Below are 20,405 nucleotides of genomic sequence, written 5' to 3'. Positions count from 1 at the left end.
AAAAATTTTCATCACATCCTCGATGTAATAATTAAAAATATTGGCTAATTGAAAACAGGAAATGAGTTCAAATTAGAAATGGAATCCAAAAGTTCCTGTAACACCAAATTTTCTGGCATTAGGGTTTTCTAAATAATTCCCTCTAAAATTAAAATCTATTCTGAATATTTTGAAAATGTTACCCACACCAAAACTATACTCATAATACACTTTATCATTTGGACTAACTAAGGGAATACTATTAGGATTGGAAGTTGTATTTAAGGCAATATTTTCATCTGAAATTTCACCCCAAACGCCACGTATTCCAATAATTTCACGCAAATTAAATTTTCTTAAAAAGGGAATTCTAGACAAAAATCGTCCATTAAAATTATGTTCAAAATTTAATGAAGTATAGGTGTCAGAAACAAATTCGTAAAAATCTAATTGTGAAAAGGTATTATATATTGAGAAATAAGATTGATTTCCGGGAATAACACTTAATAAACCTAAGGGCACTGCCCCAAAGGTTTTTCCTGCCTCAATAGTAGTTGTTAACCTTCCTATACCTCCAATCTGCCATGGCTGAATATAAGATATTTGTAATTTTGTATAATCAAAATCACCATTGAAGACACCTTTATCTCCTCGGCTTATTTGAGCAAACAAATGCGCATAATCATCATTAATTTCAAGTCTTTCAACACCAAATCCTGTCATTTTTCTTTGAGGGAAATAGGATACTGAAAAAGTTGTTTCGTATTGTTTTATTTCAGATCCTAAGCCATTTGGCGTGTTATAATCTAAACTAAAGGTTGGCGAAGCCGATTCTAAAGTACGGTAATTTCCTCCCAATCTAAAAATAACATTTCGCCATGGTTCTAATTCAACAGCAATACTTGTTAGATTTATTGAAGTAAGCTTGTCATTAGCCCCTACAGTAAATACGGATGATGAAGCTAGACTTCTTCCAAGCACATCTGTTGACGAGGTTAAACTAGCACCTATCTGTTCTATATCACGCCTATTACCGCCAGAAATTATTAATCTGTTTTTTTTGTCTAGTAACCATTTACCAGACATCCCGTATTTGAATTTATTGTCTTTAAACCCATAGGCAAAAAATCCTTCTAGTCTCCAAAGATCATTTCTTCCAAAATACGTTCTACCTCCGGCTCGTAACCGCCAACCTTCAACTTCATTAAATCCAAATGTTGAAAAAATAGGTCCATAGTCCAAAGGCAACTGATTCAATTCAATATAACCGGATGCCAAAATACTTCCTAAATTATAAATCTGTTTAAATTTTTTAACCGTTTTCAAGGTGTCTAACATTTTATAAACCCCTTTTTCATCCTTATTTAATGCCTCAAGCCTGTTTTCTTCCCAAAATGAATCATCTCTGGCATACACATCTTTATCATAGTTATAAACTACTTCTTCATAGAATTTTTTATCCAATTCTTTATCAAAAACATAATTATTATAAAGCGTAGTCCTTTTACCATAAAGCCCTCTAGACTTTTCCTTTTTGTTGATTGCAAAATCTGACATCATATAATCTCGCTTCACTAAAAACAAAGAGTCATTTAAAACTTCAAACTCCTGTTCAATATAAATATCCTTTACCCAGTTGATGTTGGCACTTTTTGATGCCTGAAGATTTATTTCTTTGATAGCATAGGTGGTATCTGCTACCCAAAAATCGCCTTTAAAGGTTAGTTCATTTTTTCTTCTAGGATAATAAATAATATTATAGCACCACTTATTATCAATAAAGGCACTATCTGAAAGCACATAATTGTACGTATTAATACCTGTTCTTGAGAGTGGGCTTACAAAACTCTTGTCAAAAAATTTCAAATAGTTATCATAAACATTAAAATCTGAATACAAATCTTGAATAAAGTCAATGATAATTTGATTATCACTAAACCCGGAATTTTTATTTCCGCTTAAAACATTTTTTTCTTTACGAATTGTATTATCTCCATAAACTTTTGAAACTGCCTCATTAATGAATATTGGCAAATATGTCTTTCCGGTAACTCTGGAGGTATCTACTTCACTAAAAACAAATTCCATACCTCTAAAAAGTTTGCTTTTTATAAGCGCACTATCAATGGTGTTAAGATCAAATTCAACCTTTTCATACTTGTCATACTGGTACTGATTGAATTGTTTTAAACCATTTTTACGCTTATGTTCCCAAATTTTCCTTAACAAATCTATTGCCGGATTATTCTTTTTAGACTGTTTTCCCGTAACAATTAAAATTTGATCCAGTTGAGCCGCTTGTTCTTTTAAAATGAATTTTAAGTCATAATTTACCTTTTTACTTAACGGTACTTCGATCATCTCATAACCAATAAATGATACGATTAAAGTGCTCCAGGTTTCACTGGATTCCAAATAAAATCTTCCGTTTTCATCAGTAATGGTGCCCAATGTAGATCCTTTGAAAATAATATTGGCAAATGAGACAGGTTGATCATACTCATCAAACACATAACCACTTACTTTAGTTTGCGATAAAAGATAAAAAGTTCCGAAGAAGAAAAGGGTAATGATTAATCTTATTTTCATAATACAAAAAAACTTCATCAACAATCATGCTAATGAAGTTTATATAACGTGAATTTTTATTTTTTATTTGTACAAAACCTTCTTTACTGCTTTAATGACATCCTCACTATTAGGTAACCATTCAGCTAATAAAACAGGTGAATATGGCGCAGGAGTATCAGCCGTATTGATTTTTATAATTGGCGCATCTAAATAATCAAATGCCTCAGATTGTACTATATAAGTGATTTCCGTAGAAACATTTCCAAAAGGCCAAGCTTCTTCCAAAACAACCAGCCTATTTGTTTTTTTGACCGACTTTAAAATAGCTTCTTTATCCATTGGCCTTACAGTACGTAAGTCAATTATTTCACATGAAATACCTTCTTTAGCTAAAACATCAGCGGCAGCATAGGCCTCTTTAATTATTTTACCAAATGACACAATAGTAACATCCGTTCCTTCTCTCTTAACCTCAGCAACGCCTAACGGAATGGTATACTCCCCTTCTGGCACTTCCCCTTTATCACCATACATTTGCTCACTTTCCATAAAAATAACAGGGTCATCATCACGAATAGCCGATTTTAATAATCCTTTCGCATCATAAGGATTTGATGGCACTACCACTTTTAAACCAGGTGTATTAGCGAACCAACTTTCAAAAGCTTGTGAATGTGTTGCTCCTAATTGGCCTGCGGATGCCGTTGGACCTCTAAACACAATTGGGCACTTAAATTGTCCACCAGACATTTGTCTGATTTTAGCAGCATTGTTTATAATTTGATCAATACCAACTAAAGAAAAGTTAAAGGTCATGTATTCTACAATTGGTCTGTTTCCTGTCATAGTTGAGCCTACTGCTATACCAGCAAAACCTAACTCTGCAATGGGTGTATCAATAACGCGTTTTGGACCAAATTCATCTAACATTCCTTTTGACGCTTTGTAAGCGCCATTATATTCTGCTACTTCCTCACCCATTAAATATACGCTTTCATCTCTGCGCATTTCCTCACTCATAGCCTCACAAATAGCTTCTCTAAATTGAATTGTCTTCATTAAATTCATTTTTAATTCGAGTTGCAAAAATAACAATAATTGAATAACTATACTCAAAAGAATTATTTAAAATTTATTATGCGTGCATAGTAAATATTTAGAAATAAATAATTAACTTCGTGGCTCCTTACTATAGTATCAGTTAATACTTTAAAAAAGTAATTATTTTCTGGCACTATGTATTTGAACTATTAAAAACATATAAATTATTCAAAATGAAAATATTAGTATGTATCAGTCACGTACCAGACACTACATCAAAAATTAATTTTACTGATGACAATAAAAAGTTTGACACTAATGGTGTACAATTTATCATCAATCCTAATGATGAATTTGGCTTAACAAGATCTATGTGGTTTAAAGAAAAGCAAGGAGCCCATGTTACAGTTGTAAATGTAGGTGGTCCTGAAACCGAACCAACCTTGCGTAAAGCACTGGCTATTGGTGCCGATGCTGCCATAAGAGTCAATACGCCAGCAACGGATGGTTTTTCAGTTGCGAAGCAATTAGCTAAAGTAGTGCAAGATGGTGGTTATGATTTGATCATTGCTGGTCGTGAATCCTTAGATTATAATGGAGGAATGGTTCCTGGTATGATTGCCGGTCTTACCAATTCTAATTTTGTAAATAACTGTATAAGTCTGGAAGTTGAAGGAAATTCAGCCAAAGTAACAAGAGAAATTGATGGTGGTAAAGAAACTGTTTCTGCCACGCTTCCTTTAATTATTGGTGGTCAAAAAGGTATTGTTGAAGAAAGTGACCTTCGTATCCCAAATATGAGAGGTATTATGATGGCACGTCAAAAACCTTTAACGGTTTTAGAACCAATTGATGTTGCCCCAGAAACCGCATCTGTTAAATTTGAAAAACCTGCAGCAAAAGGTGCTGTGAAATTAGTGTCTTCTGATAATTTGGATGAATTAATCAGCCTATTACATAACGAAGCAAAAGTTATTTAAAAACTCAAAATCAATTATTATGTCAGTTTTAGTATATACAGAATCAGAACAAGGACGTTTCAAAAAAACAGCCTTTGAAGTCGCATCATACGGAAAAGCGATAGCTGATCAATTAGGAACTACAGTTACAGCCATAACCATCAATGCGGATGATGTCTCTGAATTAGAAACTTATGGCGTCAATAAGGTCTTAAAAGTAAAAAATGTTTCTTTAGACGCTTTTAATGCCAAAATATATGCTTCTGTAATTCAACAAGCTGCCGAAAAGGAAGGCACTAAAGTTGTGGTTGTTAGTTCGAGTGTCAACAGTAAATATTTAGCGCCCTTATTATCGATAAATTTAAATGCTGGATACGCGACTAATGTGTTAGAAGCACCAGCAAGCACCTCTCCCTTTATTGTGAAACGTACTGCTTTTACAAACAAAGCTTATGAAATGTTTCAAATAAATACCAATGTCAAAATATTAGGGGTTTCTAAAAATAGTTTTGGGATAAAAGAAAATAAAACCACTGCAACTACTGAAGATTTTTCTCCTTCAATTCCGGAATCAGGAATACATATTGAATCTGTTGATAAAGCCTCGAATAAAGTGACCATTGCTGATGCCGATATTGTAGTGTCTGCTGGTCGCGGATTAAAAGGTCCTGAAAATTGGGGTATGATTGAAGAATTAGCTGAGGTCTTAGGAGCCGCAACAGCTTGTTCCAAACCAGTATCAGATTTAGGCTGGAGACCGCATAGTGAACACGTAGGACAAACCGGAAAACCTGTAGCTTCCAATTTGTATATAGCTATCGGCATTTCAGGGGCTATTCAGCATTTAGCTGGAATTAACGGTTCAAAAGTAAAAGTAGTTATCAATACAGATCCAGAAGCGCCTTTTTTCAAAGCCGCTGACTATGGCGTAGTAGGAGATGCATTTGTTGTAGTGCCTCAGCTTATTGAAAAATTAAAAACATTTAAAGCACATCAATAAATATTTTTTTCTACATTGTAGTAACAATTTAACTGTTTAATTGGGCATTTTAAAGTTTATCTGCATAAGGTAGTTGCTAAAGTCCAAATTTAAACAGTTCTTTGTGTTTTATAAATTTATGAGTTTAGTAAGACTTAACATAAAAGGAATTTCCTACAGTCAAACCCAGAATGGCGCCTATGCCTTAATTTTGAATGAAGTAGACGGCGACCGTAAACTACCTATAGTGATTGGGGCATTTGAAGCGCAATCTATTGCCATTGCACTTGAAAAGGAAATCAGTCCTCCAAGACCATTAACGCATGATTTATTCAAAAACTTTGCTGACAGATTTGATATTGTTGTAAAACAAGTCATCATTCACAAACTAGTGGATGGTGTTTTTTATTCCAGTTTGATATGTGAACGTGATAAAATTGAAGAAATCATTGATGCCAGAACTAGTGATGCTATCGCTTTAGCTTTACGATTTCAAGCGCCTATTTTTACTTATAAAAATATTTTAGATAAGGCTGGCATCTATTTAAAAGTGAATCCAAAAAAGGAAGATGAAGACGAACAAGATAGTATTTTAGTTGATGATTTGCTGGCGGATGAACTTGAATTAAATAAACCTAAAGAAAACTACAAATCAAAAACCCTTGAAGAACTGCATAAGATGCTTGATGAGGCTGTGGCGAATGAGGATTATGAAAAAGCAGCTCATATTAGAGACGAAATTTCTAAACGAGAATAACCAATAAATTATAAGAAATTAGAGACACTTAATATTGAAGTAGGCTCATGATTTCACAATAAGACCGAAAATTGAGCATATGAAACATCTTTTATTGGCTACAATAGCGCTTTTTTTTGGATTAACTTCTACAACATTAGCTCAAAACACCAATCAGAACGCATCTTTAGACACTTTAAAAACAGCTACTGAAATTACCACTAAGATAGCCGATTCAATTCCTTTGCAATCCAATAACATCATTGCTTCAACAGTGGAAACTGCAGTGACTGTTGGTACTGCAATTCCAATAAGTGGGTTTTCAATGAATAGTTTAATGCGTGGTGTTCTGGGAATGTTCGTCTTACTTTTAATTTCATTTATTTTAAGTAAAAACAGAAAAGCCATCAACTGGAAAACCATTGGATTTGGCCTTACAGCGCAACTACTTTTAGCCATTGGTGTTTTAAAAATTCCCGCAATACAGTCGGTTTTTGAATTTGTAGGTAAACTATTTGTTAAAATTCTAGATTTCACTCAGGCTGGTAGCGAGTTTCTTTTAGGTGGATTAGTGAATGCTGATACTTTTGGGTTTATATTTTTATTTCAAATATTACCAACAATTATATTTTTCTCAGCGCTTACATCTGTGTTATTCTACCTTGGCGTTATTCAATACGTTGTAAAAGGTATGGCATGGGTTTTAACTAAACTATTAGGAATATCAGGAGCAGAAAGTTTAAGTGTTGCTGGAAACATTTTTTTAGGACAAACAGAAGCCCCTTTAATGATAAAAGCCTATTTAGAGAAGATGAGTAAATCAGAGATTCTACTTGTAATGGTTGGCGGTATGGCAACCGTGGCTGGTGGCGTTTTGGCTGCATATATTGGTTTTTTAGGAGGAGATGACCCTGTATTAAAAATATTTTATGCAAAACACTTATTAACAGCCTCTGTAATGGCCGCCCCAGGCGCCATCGTCATTTCTAAAATGTTGTATCCGCAAGAAGAAGAAATAAATTCAGAACTTGAAGTTTCTCAGGAAAATATTGGTTCTAATATTCTTGATGCCATTGCTAACGGGACTACTGAAGGTCTGAAGTTAGCTGCCAATGTAGGGGCTATGCTACTTGTATTTGTAGCTTTTATAGCCATGATTAACTATGGGTTTGGCAAATTTGGTAATTTATTTGGTATTAATAACTGGATTTCAGGCAATACACCCTATGGTTCCTTTTCAATTGAATTTGTGTTAGGATATGTTTTCGCTCCTATTATGTGGCTTATTGGTGTTGCTAAAGAGGATATTGCCCTTATGGGACAATTATTAGGTATTAAGCTCGCTGCCAGCGAATTTGTTGGTTATATACAATTAGCAGAACTTAAAAATATGGCCAATTTAACGCACCTGAAATTTGAAAAATCAATAATCATGGCAACTTATATGTTGTGTGGTTTTGCAAATTTCGCTTCTATAGGCATCCAAATTGGAGGTATAGGATCTTTAGCTCCGGGTCAAAGAAAAGTGTTATCTGAATTTGGATTGAGAGCTTTGATTGGTGGAACGATCGCCTCTTTGCTTTCAGCAACGATTGCAGGAATGATTATTGGTTAATAGTTAATAACTTTTAATATAATTTAAGAGTCAGTGTGTTTCAGTTCGACCCTTTTTTCTATTTTTAATTTTCAGAATTTCATTTAAATTTTAAAGATTTTCCACAGTTGTGGACCCTACCTATGAAGCAATATCATGACCTAGTAAAGCATGTTTTAACCAATGGCAATCAAAAAGGAGATCGCACCGGAACCGGAACCAAAAGTGTTTTTGGGTATCAAATGCGATTTGATTTAAGTGAGGGTTTTCCAATGGTAACCACTAAAAAGTTACATTTAAAATCTATTATTTATGAACTGCTTTGGTTTTTAAAAGGAGATACCAATATTAAATATTTAACTGATAATGGCGTTAGAATTTGGAATGATTGGGCGAATGAAAACGGTGATTTAGGCCCTGTTTACGGACATCAGTGGCGTAATTGGAACGACGATGATATTGATCAAATTAAAGAGATAGTATATACGTTAAAAACTAATCCGAATAGTCGCCGAATGCTAGTTACCGCATGGAATCCATCGGTACTTCCAGACACTTCAAAATCATTTAGCGAGAATGTAGCTAATGGCAAGGCAGCCTTACCACCATGCCATGCCTTTTTCCAGTTTTATGTAGCTAATGGAAAATTATCTTGTCAATTATACCAGCGCAGTGCCGATATATTTTTAGGCGTTCCGTTTAACATTGCATCCTATGCTCTTTTTACCATGATGATGGCGCAAGTTTGCGGTTATGAGGCGGGTGAATTTATTCACACCTTTGGTGATGCTCATATTTATAGTAACCATTTTGAACAACTTGAATTACAACTATCCAGAGAAATAAGACCTCTCCCAAAAATGATTTTAAACCCAGAGGTAAAAAATATTTTTGACTTCACTTTTGAAGATTTCACATTAGTAGATTACAATCCACATCCACATATAAAAGGTGTGGTTGCAGTATAAAAAAAGGCTTTCATAATGAAAGCCTTTTAAATAAGATCCAATTACTAATTATAGGTTCAATACCCCATTTTCAGCTGAAGCAAAATCATTCCATAAATAACCATCAGCTTCAGAATCGTTTACATATACACCATCAATGATGTATTTAAACTCGTAAGAGTTTCCTGTTTCTAAATCTACAGTTCCTTTAAAGGTACCGTTTTTTAGTTTTTTTAATCCTTCCGTTTTAGTATCCCAATTATTAAAGGTTCCAACTACTTTTACTTCTTTAGCTTCTTCTGCAGGAATAGAAAAAGTCACTTTACAAACAGGTTTGCTTTTTAAATATTGTTTTGTAATAGCCATAATTCAAATTTATTAATTAACACTGCAAATTTAAGAAACAATTTACCCAAGTACTTAAGTTTAACTGTTTTTAAGAAAAGAATTATCAATTTAATAAGATTTTGGTGTCAAAATTTAAAGTAATGAATAAAAACCAATATTAAATTATTGTTTTATCATTCCAATTTTACGGTTTTATCGCTGATTATCAATGGTTTTAACACGAAAACGATTGCGTATTATCGACATCTTTTGAACATGATTCTTAATATAAATATGTCAGTAAAAATCTTTAACTTTACAAGATTTAATTAAACTATGTTAGGTAATAAAAAATCAAATCTTCAAATAGATAAAGATCAGTTAGAGCTTATTCAAAATGCTCAGAAACGCATCAAACAAAAAAAGCGCCTGTATATCCATTTTGTCGTCTTTTTAATTGGTTCTGTGTTTTTTATATTATTAAATCTGGTTTTAGGTTTTGGTGAAAACTTTAAACTATTTAACACCAATTGGTTCGTTTTCGCCATTTTGGCTTGGCTATTTTTATTAGTATACCATACTTTTAATGTCTTTATTACTCATAAATTTATGGGAAAAGACTGGGAGCAAGCGCAGTTAGAAAAATTAGTAGCCAAACAAAAACAGCGTATTGAAGAACTCAAAGAAACCCTACCTGCAAAAGAAGAGACTCATTTAAACGAGTCAAAAAAAAAAACTGATTTAAGTTCAAATCCTACTATTATAGTGGCTGTGGCAGAAAATAATGCTATTGGCAAAGACAATCAGCTTTTATGGCATTTAAGTGATGATTTAAAGCGTTTTAAATCACTTACTAGTGGTCACCATATTATTATGGGGCGTAAAACCTTTGAAAGTTTCCCAAAACCATTACCAAACAGAACCCACGTTGTTATTACCAAACAGAACGACTATAAAGTGCCTGATGGAATTATTATTGTCAACTCCTTAAAGGATGCATTAGAGGTTGCCAAAGAAGATACCCAACCATTTATTATTGGTGGCGGTGAAATTTACAATCAGTCTTTAGAAGTAGTAAATAAAATTGAATTAACAAGGGTACATCATGACTTTGAAGCCGATACCTTTTTTCCTGAAATAGACAACTCCATTTGGAAAGAAACTTCAAATGTGTATCACAAAAAAGATAACAAAAATGAGTTTGATTATTCATTTATTAGTTACACCCGAAAGTAATTTTTCACAAAGAATCAGCCAGCATAATTAAATAGCCTTATTTGTTAAATCAAACCAGACACTATTGAAAAGCCTTCTTCTACTCATTGTTATTCTCATAGTACTATTTGGATGCAAAAACCCTGAAAAAGAAATTGTATCTAAAAAAGTCAACACTTTAAGTTTTATAAAAACTAATGGCAAACAATTAGTTGATGAAAATGGTACAACCCTCATTTTAAAAGGAACCAATATTGGAAACTGGCTAGTTCCTGAAGGCTACATGTTTAAAATGAATCAGGTGAATGCCCCAAGAAAAATTGATGAATTACTATATGAATTGGTTGGCCCAGACAGTTTACAAGTGTTTTGGAATAAGTTTATAGATAACTACATTACTCATGAAGATATTAAGTACTTAAAACGAATTGGTTGTAATCATATTAGGCTACCATTTCATTACAAACTATTTACTCAAGATCTATATATGGGTAATAGAAACGCAGGCTTCACTTATTTTGACAGAATTATAGACTGGTGCCGGGAAGAGAAACTCTATGTTTTATTGGATATGCATTGCGCTCCTGGGGGACAAACAGGCGATAACATTGATGATAGTTACGGCTATCCCTATCTTTTTAAAAGTAAATCGTCTAAAGATTTAATGACCTTGATTTGGGTTGATATTGCAAAAAAATATAAAGACGAACCCGTTATTGTAGGTTATGATCTAATTAATGAGCCCGTGGCGCATTACTTTCAAGACGACATTGAAATGTTCAATAACGAACTATTAGCAATATATAAACAAACCGTTTCTGCCATTAGAATGGTTGATAAAAAGCACAGCATCTTTTTAAATGGCTCTATTTGGAGCGGCAATTTTGAGGTGTTTGAAGAAATGATTGATGATAATGTTGTGTATGAATTTCATAAATACTGGTTTGATGTGAATCAAAACGCAGTGCAACCCTATGTGGATTTTAGTGAAAAATATCAGGTGCCAATATATATGGGAGAATCCGGTGAAAACACAGACCAATGGGTATATGATTTCAGAAGCCTGTTAGACACTAATAACATTAACTGGTGCTTCTGGCCCTATAAAAAAATGAATAATACCAAGGGTATAATGAATTTTGATGAACCAGAAGATTATCATTTAATTTCAGACTATTCCCTAAGCGACCGCTCTTCTTTTAGTAAGATAAGGGAAAATAAACCCGACCAAGTTAAAGTTCAAAAAGCTTTAAATACCTTTTTAGAAAATGCACTTTATAAAAACAATTATCCAAATACAGGATATATAAAAGCTTTAAATTTTACAGTTGAGTTGCTCAAAATGTATTGACTTTGTAAGAATATTTAACGAACTTCGTTTAACTGCTGATATAAATCATTAAATCCATCCAAATCATGGCATTGTGTGTAACTTAAAAAAGCATAAGTTTTGTAGTTTTTTTGAAGATTGACAGACTAACTTAGTGTATAGTCAAATTTTCAAAAAACAAATAAAATGAAAGATTCAAAAAGTATCAAACCAAAGGCCTTTATAGGTACAGGTTACATTATTGGCGCAATTACCGGAATTGTTGCAGCCATTGCAGCTTTTGTTTTCACCGAAAACATTGCCATTTCTATACCATTGTTTGCAGGTCTCAGCATTCCATTAGGGATGATTATTGAGCAAAAAATGCAGGTTGAGGACAAAGAGAAAAAACCGCATACAATAAAAATAATGATTACACTTATTGCTATAGGGGTTCTGTTCTTTTTTTTGTTTTTTATTATTAAAAAAATCATTTAGAACAATTTGCAAAAGGAAAATAGAAATATTAAAACGGAATTTCTGGACGAATTGGACAGACATCAGGGGATACTGCAAAAAATATGCTTTGTTTATTCCAAGAAAAGTCTTGAAAAGGAGGATTTATGTCAGGAGATTATTCTACAACTATGGAAATCTTATCCTTCATTTAAACGCGAATCTGCTTTTTCTACATGGATGTATCGTGTTGCATTAAATACGGCTCTTAGCTTAACCAAAAAAAAACAATTATTTATAAGGTCAGAAGAAATTCATGAGAGTTCATTTGACATGGAATATTCGATGAATTTAACAGAAGACATAAAGGTTTTGTATAAAGCCATTTCTCAGTTAAATAAAGTGGAAAAAGCAATTATTTTACTCTGGCTGGAAGATAAATCATATAAAGAAATTGCTGACATTATTGGTATGTCAATAAAAAACATAAGTGTTAGATTAGTAAGGATTAAGGCAAAGCTTAAGGATTTGATAAATAAATATCAATAAAAGATGGAAGAAATTAATTTAGAAAAATATAAGTCAGCATGGAAAACAGAGCAAAGTTTTTTAGAAGAGAAACTTCCTAGGGAACAGATTATGAAATTCATGCAAATGTCATCAAAAAACATCAGTGGACTTTTTAAAAAAAGCCTAATCATTGATATTATTATAAAAATATTGTTATCCTTATCATTTGGAGTACTATTAGTTTTGTATTCAAATCAAAACCGGATTCTATTAATTAATTTAGTGTTCATTCTTCTTACAATCTTTGCCATTTTAGCTCAAATAAAAACGTATAAAAGGATACTAGGTGTAAAAAATGCAGACCAAAACATTAAAACTTCACTTTATTCATATATTGATTTTTATACGAAAAAATTTCTTTTATCACTTATAATAACTTCCTTCTCAAGTCCTCTAGTTTTTATAAGCGGAGCATTCTATTATTTCTATTACAAATATGGAACGGTTCGTTCTTTTCAACACGAAGACTATTTAGTTTTCGGAGCCATTATTTTTATTGGTTTTTTAATAAGTGCATTTTTTCAAATAAAGAACTTCAATTTCCATGTTCGTCAATTGGAGAGCAGTTTGGCTGACATTGAACAAGAAACTATAAATGAAAGTAAATTGAAACACTACAAAAAGCTCAATAACAGAAATTTGATCATTTATAGTATTATTCTTTTTATCGGTTTATTGTTATTAATTTTATTTCTTTTTATGATATAATAATGTTGGTATAATAATATCTTAAAGCTAGCATTATTATCAGTGGATAATAGAAGCTACAAACAACACGCAATAAAAAACATAGGACGGAAAGTGCTAAATTTGAACGACCTACCATTTATTAAACGGTTTGGTAACTTGATAGGCAGGACCTTTGAATCATCATACGTTTCTTATTGCCAGCCGTTAAACGAATCTCCAAAATTCTTTTTATAACATCTAAGACTATTTTCTGTAATTTCGCAGCATGGTAAAAGAGATTCAATTACGTATCACACTTCAGGAAGAAGCCGTTGCTGATATTTTGGTAAAAAAATCTGCTCAGTCTTTAAAAATTAAGCAGGATGACATTACCGGAATCAAGGTGCTGCGTAAATCAATTGATGCACGTAAAGCGCTTATCATATTTAATTATAAAGTAGCAGTTTATATTAAAGAAACTTTACCACAAACCTCAGAATACACCTTTAATTACAAAGATGTTTCAAAGGCAAAGCCCATTCATATCATTGGTTTTGGTCCGGCAGGTATGTATGCTGCATTGCGCTGTATTGAATTAGGATTTAAACCTGTAGTATTAGAACGCGGTAAAAATGTACAGGACAGACGCCGCGATATAAAAGCCATCAATCAAGACCATATAGTCAATGAAGATTCCAATTATTGTTTTGGCGAAGGTGGTGCCGGCACGTATAGTGATGGTAAACTCTATACCCGAAGTTTAAAACGTGGCGACGTTAGGCGCATCTTTGAAAACCTGGTGTATCATGGTGCTACAGAACAAATACTGATTGATGCACACCCACATATTGGCACCAATAAATTACCCAAAGTGGTTCAAAATATTAGAGAAACCATTTTAAAATATGGTGGTGAGATTCATTTTGAAACCCGTGTGGTGGATTTCACGGTTAAATCTGGTAAAATCAAATCTATTACTTTACATAATGGCTTAGAGATGTCTGTTAACCGAGTTATTTTAGCAACCGGTCATTCTGCGCGTGACATCTTTTATTTACTCTTTAAAAAGAAAATAGCTTTAGAAGCCAAATCTTTTGCTATGGGGGTTCGTGTAGAACATCCACAACATATTATTGACTCCATTCAATACCACTGCAGCGGACCACGCAATGAATTGTTACCAGCCGCATCCTACGCTTTAGTGCAACAGGTTAATGAACGTGGGGTTTACTCCTTTTGTATGTGTCCCGGTGGTTTTATTGTGCCGGCTGCCACCGCTCATGGGGAAGTAGTTGTGAATGGCATGTCACCCTCCAAACGAAATAATTTGTTTGCCAATTCGGGTATTGTGGTTGAAATTAATGCCGATAAGGATTTATATAAATACGAACAATTTGGCCCTTTAAAAGGCTTAGAATATCAAAAAGATTTAGAAAAACTGGCCTTTACAGCCGGTGGCAGAAGTCAAACGGCTCCGGCGCAACGCTTAACAGATTTTGTTGAGGGCAGATTGTCCAATGATTTGAATCCAACCTCCTACCAACCCGGATTAAAATCGGCGCCTTTACATTCCTTATTACCTAAACCAATAGGCAGTCGTTTGCGTAAAGGTTTTGAATCTTTTGGGCAAAAAATGAAAGGTTACTATACGGCTGAGGCCAATGTGGTAGGTGTAGAAAGCAGAACCTCATCACCAGTATGTATTCCCAGAAATGAGCAATTAGAACATCCTGAAGTGTCCGGATTATTTCCTTGTGGCGAAGGTGGTGGTTATGCCGGAGGCATTGTTTCAGCAGCTATGGACGGTGAAAGGTGTGCTGAAGCCGCTATTATTGGATTGTAATTACCACAAACAACTTTAATTGCTATTAAAGATTAATTCCTATTTTTGCATCACTAAAATGAAAGTAACATGAACGCATATATATTTCCAGGTCAGGGAGCGCAATTTACAGGAATGGGTTTAAACCTTTACGAAAACTCACCTTTAGCACAGCAATTATTTGAACAGGCGAATGATATTTTAGGATTTCAAATCACAGATATCATGTTTGAAGGGTCTGCTGAAGATTTAAAAGAAACGAAGGTAACACAACCTGCCATCTTTTTACATTCAGTAATTCTTGCTAAAACTTTAGGTCAAAACTTTAAACCAGAAATGGTTGCCGGACATTCTCTTGGGGAATTTTCAGCCTTAGTTGCCAACGGTGCTTTAAACTTTGAAGATGGATTAAAATTAGTTTTTAAACGTGCATTAGCCATGCAAAAAGCTTGTGAACTGCAACCAAGTACTATGGCGGCTGTTTTAGGCTTAGAAGATGCTATTGTTGAAAAAATATGCGCTGAAACCCCAGGTATTGTTGTGGCTGCCAACTATAATTGCCCTGGTCAGCTAGTAATTTCGGGAGATGTAGACGCTGTTAACAAAGCTTGTGAAGCCTTAAAAACTGAAGGAGCCAAACGTGCTTTGGTTTTACCTGTTGGTGGTGCCTTTCATTCTCCGTTAATGGAACCTGCAAGAGAAGAATTAGCTGCTGCCATTGAAAACACTTTATTTAGTAAACCAATCTGTCCAATATATCAAAACGTAACAGCTAAAGCGGTGATTGACAAAGCTGCCATTAAATTAAATTTAATTTCCCAGTTAACAGCGCCCGTGCGCTGGACACAATCTGTACAACAAATGATTGCTGATGGTGCTACCTTGTTTACTGAAGTTGGACCAGGAAATGTATTACAAGGTTTAGTAAAAAAAATAAACAGAGAGGCAGAAACGGCTTCTGCATCCTTATAAATTATATTCTTAATGAAGTTGTCTCGTCGTTCATTCTTTATTATACTTACTATAGTCCTGACTATTGCGGTTGATCAAATTTCTAAAATAATAGTACGAACTTATGTGGTTCCTTCCGAAAGATCAAACATAATAGGGACCTACTTTACCCTGCATAATGTTGAAAATGTTGGCGCTTTTTTAGGGATGGGAAGTGATTTAAGTCCACTGCTTAAACTTATTTTTTTACTTATTTTACCCATCGTCGTTTTAAGTTTTGTGACCTATCATATTTTTAAAGACCAATCTTTAGATAAAGTATCCGTATTTGCATTTGCAAGTATTATTGGCGGTGGTATTGCCAATGTTTTTGACCGTGTTGTTTATGGATCAGTCACCGATTTTTTCCATATCGATCTAGGAGGTGTTTTTAGAACCGGAATCTTTAATATGGCAGACTTATCGGTTACAACGGGAATGATTTTACTTTTACTTGTAAGTTTTAAAAAGAAAAAAGAAGTACCCAATCAGGGTTGATTATTGTTTATAAACAATCCCTTCTTTCATCACAAAAACAACATTTTCAAGCGTTTTAATATTTTCAATCGGATTCTCATTTACAGCAATAATATCTGCTAAATACCCCGATTTAATTTCGCCCAATTCATTATCAATTCCTAAGATGTTCGCGCTTGTAATGGTTGCAGATTGTATTGCTTCTATAGCAGGCATGCCCGCCTCAACCATAAAACCAAATTCTTTTCCATTATCACCATGCTTAAACACTCCGGCATCAGTACCAAAGGCTATTTTGACTCCTTTTTTATAAGCTTTTGAAAATGTTTCCTGAATTTTAGGCCCAATTTCCAAAGCTTTTGGAACCACTAATTCCGGATAAAACCCTGCTATTTTAGCTTTTTCGGCCACTTCTTTACCAGCTGTAATTGTTGGCACATAATAAGTACCATATTGTTTCATCAATTCCATGGTTTCTTCACTCATGAGTGTGCCATGTTCAATGGTAGTGACCCCTCCTATAATGGCGCGTTGCATACCTTCATCGCCATGCGCATGAGCCGCTATGGTCATTCCATAATCTTTAGCAGTCCTGCAAATTTCCTTTATTTCCTCAAGAGTAAATTGGGGGTTCTGACTACTCTTAGCAACACTAAGCACACCACCAGTAGCAGTTATTTTTATATTATCAGCACCATCTTTATAACGTTGTCTCACAGCTTTTCTGGCATCATCAACACCATTCACAACGCCCTCTTTTGGTCCTGGGTCGCCCATTAAATAATTGCTCATACCGTTTGTTGGATCGGCATGACCTCCTGTAGTAGCTATTGATTTACCTGCAGTAAAAATCCTTGGTCCTTCAACATCTCCTCTGTTTATAGCATTTCTTAAGGAAATATTAACCCCAGTTCCGCCAAGATCTCTAACAGTTGTAAATCCAGCATTAAGTGTCGCTTTTGCAAAGACTGTAGATTTTAAAGCAATATCCGCTTCATTATCAGTAAACCGCTCTATATATTTCTTTGGATTGGATTCATGTTCTATATGTACATGCATATCCATAAGTCCCGGCAACACTGTTTTGTCTTTTAAATCGATAATAAAATCTTCCTGATTTTTTGGGGTTAATAACCCATTTTCAACTGAAATAATATTTTTACCCGATATAATTATGGTTTGATTCGTTAATACTTTTCCCTTTTTCGTGTCAATTAATTTACCACAATGAATATAAGTGTTTTGAGAAATAGCACTATAGCTAATTAAGACAGAAAGGATTAAAAGAAGCTTTTTCATAAAAAAATATTTAGTTGGTTTTAAATATACAATTAAAATAGAAAATATGATCACTATTCAATATTTCAACAAAAACTAGATTCTTTCTTTTCTAAATTTAAAATGTTCAGAAAAAGTGGGAGCCACATTGTAAATGTGGCTCCCTATGCTTAATACTAAAATATTGAAAATTACTTTTTTCTGACAATCTGCTCCCACTTCCATGCAGAACGCATGGCATCATCTAAATTTAGTCCAGATTTCCAACCAAGCTCCTTGTTTGCTTTCGATGTTTCAGCATATGCAGAAATGATATCGCCTTCTCTTCTACCAACAATCTTATAATTAAGTTTTTCTCCTGATACACGTTCAAAAGAATGTATCACTTCTAAGACAGAACTTCCTGTACCTGTACCCAAATTAAAAGTCTCAAAGTTAGATTTGTTCTTGTTTTCTAAGAGACGTTTTAGCGCCACAACATGGGCCTTTGCTAGGTCTACCACATGAATATAATCGCGTATACAAGTCCCATCGGGTGTTGGGTAATCATTACCAAAAACTGAAAGTTGCTCTCTAATACCTATGGCTGTTTGAGTAATAAAAGGCACTAAATTTTGTGGAACACCAATTGGTAATTCTCCAATTTTTCCCGATTCATGAGCCCCTACCGGATTAAAATAACGCAAAGCAATGGCTTTAATACTTGGGGTTACTTTGCATGTATCACTAATTATTTCTTCGCCTATTTGTTTGGTGTTTCCATAAGGTGATTCGGCCTGTTTCACAGGCGCATTTTCCGTAATAGGTAATTCATCTGCCTGACCATAAACCGTACATGAAGAACTAAAAATAAAACTGGCAGCAGGTAATTTTTTTAATTCCTTGAGTATGTATACAAGGGTTCCAATATTATTTTCATAATATAATAAAGGCTCCTGGACACTCTCCCCTACTGCTTTACTCGCTGCGAAATGAATAACGCCTTTTATATCATGGTGCTTTTTAAAAAAGGCCTCAACACCAGACTTCTCTTTTAAATCCAATTTCTCAAAAATTGGTTTTTTTCCTGTTATAGCCGTGATACCCTCTAATACCTTAATAGATGAATTTGACAGGTCATCAATGATAACAACTTCGTATCCTTCATTTTGTAATTCAACAACGGTATGCGATCCTATAAAGCCTAAGCCGCCTGTAACTAATATTTTATCCATTTATAAATTTTTTCACCTTTGATGTTATAAATTCTATTTGCTCATCATCCAATTCTGTATGCATTGGTAATGAGATGACATCTTTTACTAACTGATTGGTCACTACAAAATCTTCTTCATTATATCTTGAATCTAAGTAAGCTTTTTGTTTATGCAAAGGGATTGGGTAATACACACCGCATGGAATCCCATTGTCATTAAGATAAGATGCCAGAGCATCTCTGTCAACGCCCTTCACTCGCAAAGTATATTGATGAAATACATGACAATCACAAGTATCACAAATACCATTACATGAGGAATTTCCTATTGGTGTAATAATATTTTTCTCATTTTTGAAGGCGTTATTATATTTTTTTGCTGCTAATTGTCTTGCTTTATTATAAGTATCAAGATTTGGTAATTTAGCATCTAAAACGGCTGCCTGCATACTATCTAATCTCGAATTAACTCCCACAACATCATGATGATAACGTATGTACATCCCATGATTTACAATACCTCTGATGGTATGAGCCAAGGCATCATCATTTGTGAAAATAGCACCACCATCACCATAACATCCTAAGTTTTTTGAAGGGAAAAAAGAAGTAGAGGCTACATGTCCTATAGTGCCGGCTTTTGCCTTTTTACCATTTTTAAAGGTATAATTAGCACCAATGGCCTGGGCATTATCTTCGATGACATATAAATTATGCTCTTTAGCTATGTCCATAATAGCTTCCATATCGGCGCATTTTCCAAATAAATGTACTGGAACAATGGCTTTGGTTTTAGGTGTTATTGCCTTTTTAATAGCTTCTATACTAATATTAAAATCATCCGGATTAACATCTACCAGTACTGGTGTAAGATGAAGAAGTGCAATGACTTCAACAGTTGCAGCAAAAGTAAAGTCTGCCGTTATAACCTCATCACCTGCTTTTAAACCCAATCCCATCATGGCAATTTGCAAAGCATCTGTTCCATTGGCACAAGGAATCACATGTTTTACACCAAGATAGTCTTCTAAGTTTTTTTGAAACTGATGCACTTTTGGACCATTAATAAATGCTGTAGTTTCCAAAACTTCTTGAATGGACGCATTTACTTCATCTTTGATTTTATCAAATTGACCTTTTAGGTCAACCATTTGAATTTTATTCATCTAAAAAAAATTACAATTCTGCATAGTCCTCAAACAAAAAACAAAAATCATTTGATGCTTACTATGACCAAATTAATAAGTTACGAAATTACAAAATTCATAATCTCTAACCATGTTTTTCTTTT

Annotated in this window: 19 protein-coding genes; 13 read left to right on the top strand and 6 right to left on the bottom strand. The window is 33.9% G+C overall.

The genetic code is table 11. The features are described from left to right. Positions 1-72: 72 nt before the first annotated feature. Positions 73-2,568: a DUF5686 and carboxypeptidase-like regulatory domain-containing protein gene (locus V8G56_RS07855; protein ID WP_395437893.1), complete on the bottom strand. Its 2,496-nt coding sequence runs from the start codon at positions 2,566-2,568 to the stop codon at positions 73-75. Positions 2,569-2,631: 63 nt separating this feature from the next. Beyond that, the gene (locus V8G56_RS07850) at positions 2,632-3,609 is read right to left on the bottom strand and encodes a pyruvate dehydrogenase complex E1 component subunit beta (protein WP_395437892.1); all 978 of its coding nucleotides are present in this window, start codon (positions 3,607-3,609) and stop codon (positions 2,632-2,634) included. A gap of 215 nt (positions 3,610-3,824) precedes the next feature. Between V8G56_RS07850 and V8G56_RS07845 the strand changes: the two genes are divergently transcribed. The 5 genes from V8G56_RS07845 to V8G56_RS07825 all read left to right on the top strand — a co-directional run bounded on the left by V8G56_RS07845 (position 3,825) and on the right by V8G56_RS07825 (position 8,827). Continuing rightward, positions 3,825-4,571, top strand: a complete 747-nt coding sequence (locus V8G56_RS07845; protein WP_395437891.1) for an electron transfer flavoprotein subunit beta/FixA family protein — start codon at positions 3,825-3,827, stop codon at positions 4,569-4,571. Positions 4,572-4,590: 19 nt separating this feature from the next. Continuing rightward, entirely contained in the window at positions 4,591-5,550 is a 960-nt protein-coding gene (locus V8G56_RS07840; RefSeq protein WP_395437890.1) for an electron transfer flavoprotein subunit alpha/FixB family protein, read from the top strand. Between the two features lie 118 nt (positions 5,551-5,668). Then, positions 5,669-6,286: a bifunctional nuclease family protein gene (locus V8G56_RS07835; protein WP_395437889.1), complete on the top strand. Its 618-nt coding sequence runs from the start codon at positions 5,669-5,671 to the stop codon at positions 6,284-6,286. Between the two features lie 79 nt (positions 6,287-6,365). Continuing rightward, on the top strand, positions 6,366-7,880 hold the full coding sequence (locus V8G56_RS07830) for a NupC/NupG family nucleoside CNT transporter (RefSeq protein WP_395437888.1): 1,515 nt from the start codon (positions 6,366-6,368) through the stop codon (positions 7,878-7,880). A gap of 122 nt (positions 7,881-8,002) precedes the next feature. Continuing rightward, the gene (locus V8G56_RS07825; protein ID WP_395437887.1) at positions 8,003-8,827 is read left to right on the top strand and encodes a thymidylate synthase; all 825 of its coding nucleotides are present in this window, start codon (positions 8,003-8,005) and stop codon (positions 8,825-8,827) included. 48 nt (positions 8,828-8,875) lie between these two features. On the opposite strand, the gene V8G56_RS07820 is transcribed toward V8G56_RS07825, so the two are convergent. Continuing rightward, entirely contained in the window at positions 8,876-9,172 is a 297-nt protein-coding gene (locus tag V8G56_RS07820; protein WP_395437886.1) for an isoamylase early set domain-containing protein, read from the bottom strand. Between the two features lie 297 nt (positions 9,173-9,469). Here V8G56_RS07820 and V8G56_RS07815 point away from each other — a divergent pair, with 297 nt between their 5' ends. The 8 genes from V8G56_RS07815 (at position 9,470) to lspA (ending at position 16,662) form a co-directional block, all read left to right on the top strand. After that, complete coding sequence (locus tag V8G56_RS07815) at positions 9,470-10,369, top strand: dihydrofolate reductase (protein ID WP_395437885.1); 900 nt, start codon at positions 9,470-9,472, stop codon at positions 10,367-10,369. 64 nt (positions 10,370-10,433) lie between these two features. Further along, positions 10,434-11,699 carry a glycoside hydrolase family 5 protein gene (locus V8G56_RS07810; protein ID WP_395437884.1) on the top strand — a complete coding sequence of 422 codons (1,266 nt, stop codon included), beginning with the start codon at positions 10,434-10,436 and terminating at the stop codon, positions 11,697-11,699. A gap of 165 nt (positions 11,700-11,864) precedes the next feature. Continuing rightward, a complete protein-coding gene (locus V8G56_RS07805) occupies positions 11,865-12,155 on the top strand; it encodes a hypothetical protein (RefSeq protein ID WP_395437883.1) in 291 nt (96 codons plus the stop codon). A 6-nt stretch (positions 12,156-12,161) separates the two neighbouring features. Then, positions 12,162-12,662: an RNA polymerase sigma factor gene (locus V8G56_RS07800; RefSeq protein WP_395437882.1), complete on the top strand. Its 501-nt coding sequence runs from the start codon at positions 12,162-12,164 to the stop codon at positions 12,660-12,662. Between the two features lie 3 nt (positions 12,663-12,665). Further along, entirely contained in the window at positions 12,666-13,391 is a 726-nt protein-coding gene (locus V8G56_RS07795) for a hypothetical protein (protein WP_395437881.1), read from the top strand. 247 nt (positions 13,392-13,638) lie between these two features. Continuing rightward, on the top strand, positions 13,639-15,195 hold the full coding sequence (locus V8G56_RS07790; protein WP_395437880.1) for an NAD(P)/FAD-dependent oxidoreductase: 1,557 nt from the start codon (positions 13,639-13,641) through the stop codon (positions 15,193-15,195). Between the two features lie 69 nt (positions 15,196-15,264). Then, positions 15,265-16,146 carry an ACP S-malonyltransferase gene (fabD, locus tag V8G56_RS07785; protein ID WP_395437879.1) on the top strand — a complete coding sequence of 294 codons (882 nt, stop codon included), beginning with the start codon at positions 15,265-15,267 and terminating at the stop codon, positions 16,144-16,146. A 12-nt stretch (positions 16,147-16,158) separates the two neighbouring features. After that, a complete protein-coding gene (gene lspA / locus V8G56_RS07780) occupies positions 16,159-16,662 on the top strand; it encodes a signal peptidase II (protein ID WP_395437878.1) in 504 nt (167 codons plus the stop codon). On the opposite strand, the gene V8G56_RS07775 is transcribed toward lspA, so the two are convergent. From V8G56_RS07775 to V8G56_RS07765, 3 genes are all read right to left on the bottom strand, one after another. Next, on the bottom strand, positions 16,663-17,940 hold the full coding sequence (locus V8G56_RS07775; protein WP_395437877.1) for a metal-dependent hydrolase family protein: 1,278 nt from the start codon (positions 17,938-17,940) through the stop codon (positions 16,663-16,665). Positions 17,941-18,110: 170 nt separating this feature from the next. Then, on the bottom strand, positions 18,111-19,133 hold the full coding sequence (gene galE, locus V8G56_RS07770) for a UDP-glucose 4-epimerase GalE (protein WP_395437876.1): 1,023 nt from the start codon (positions 19,131-19,133) through the stop codon (positions 18,111-18,113). Further along, positions 19,126-20,280: a DegT/DnrJ/EryC1/StrS family aminotransferase gene (locus V8G56_RS07765; protein WP_395437875.1), complete on the bottom strand. Its 1,155-nt coding sequence runs from the start codon at positions 20,278-20,280 to the stop codon at positions 19,126-19,128. Before V8G56_RS07765 ends, galE begins: the two co-directional genes overlap by 8 nt. Between the last annotated feature and the right edge of the window lie 125 nt (positions 20,281-20,405).

Origin of the sequence: Gaetbulibacter aquiaggeris (assembly GCF_044003965.1) — a bacterium.
Classification (GTDB): Bacteria; Bacteroidota; Bacteroidia; order Flavobacteriales; family Flavobacteriaceae; genus Yeosuana; species Yeosuana aquiaggeris.
The sequence above is the reverse complement of the archived record's forward strand: the minus strand, read 5'-3'. Positions and strand labels throughout refer to the sequence as shown.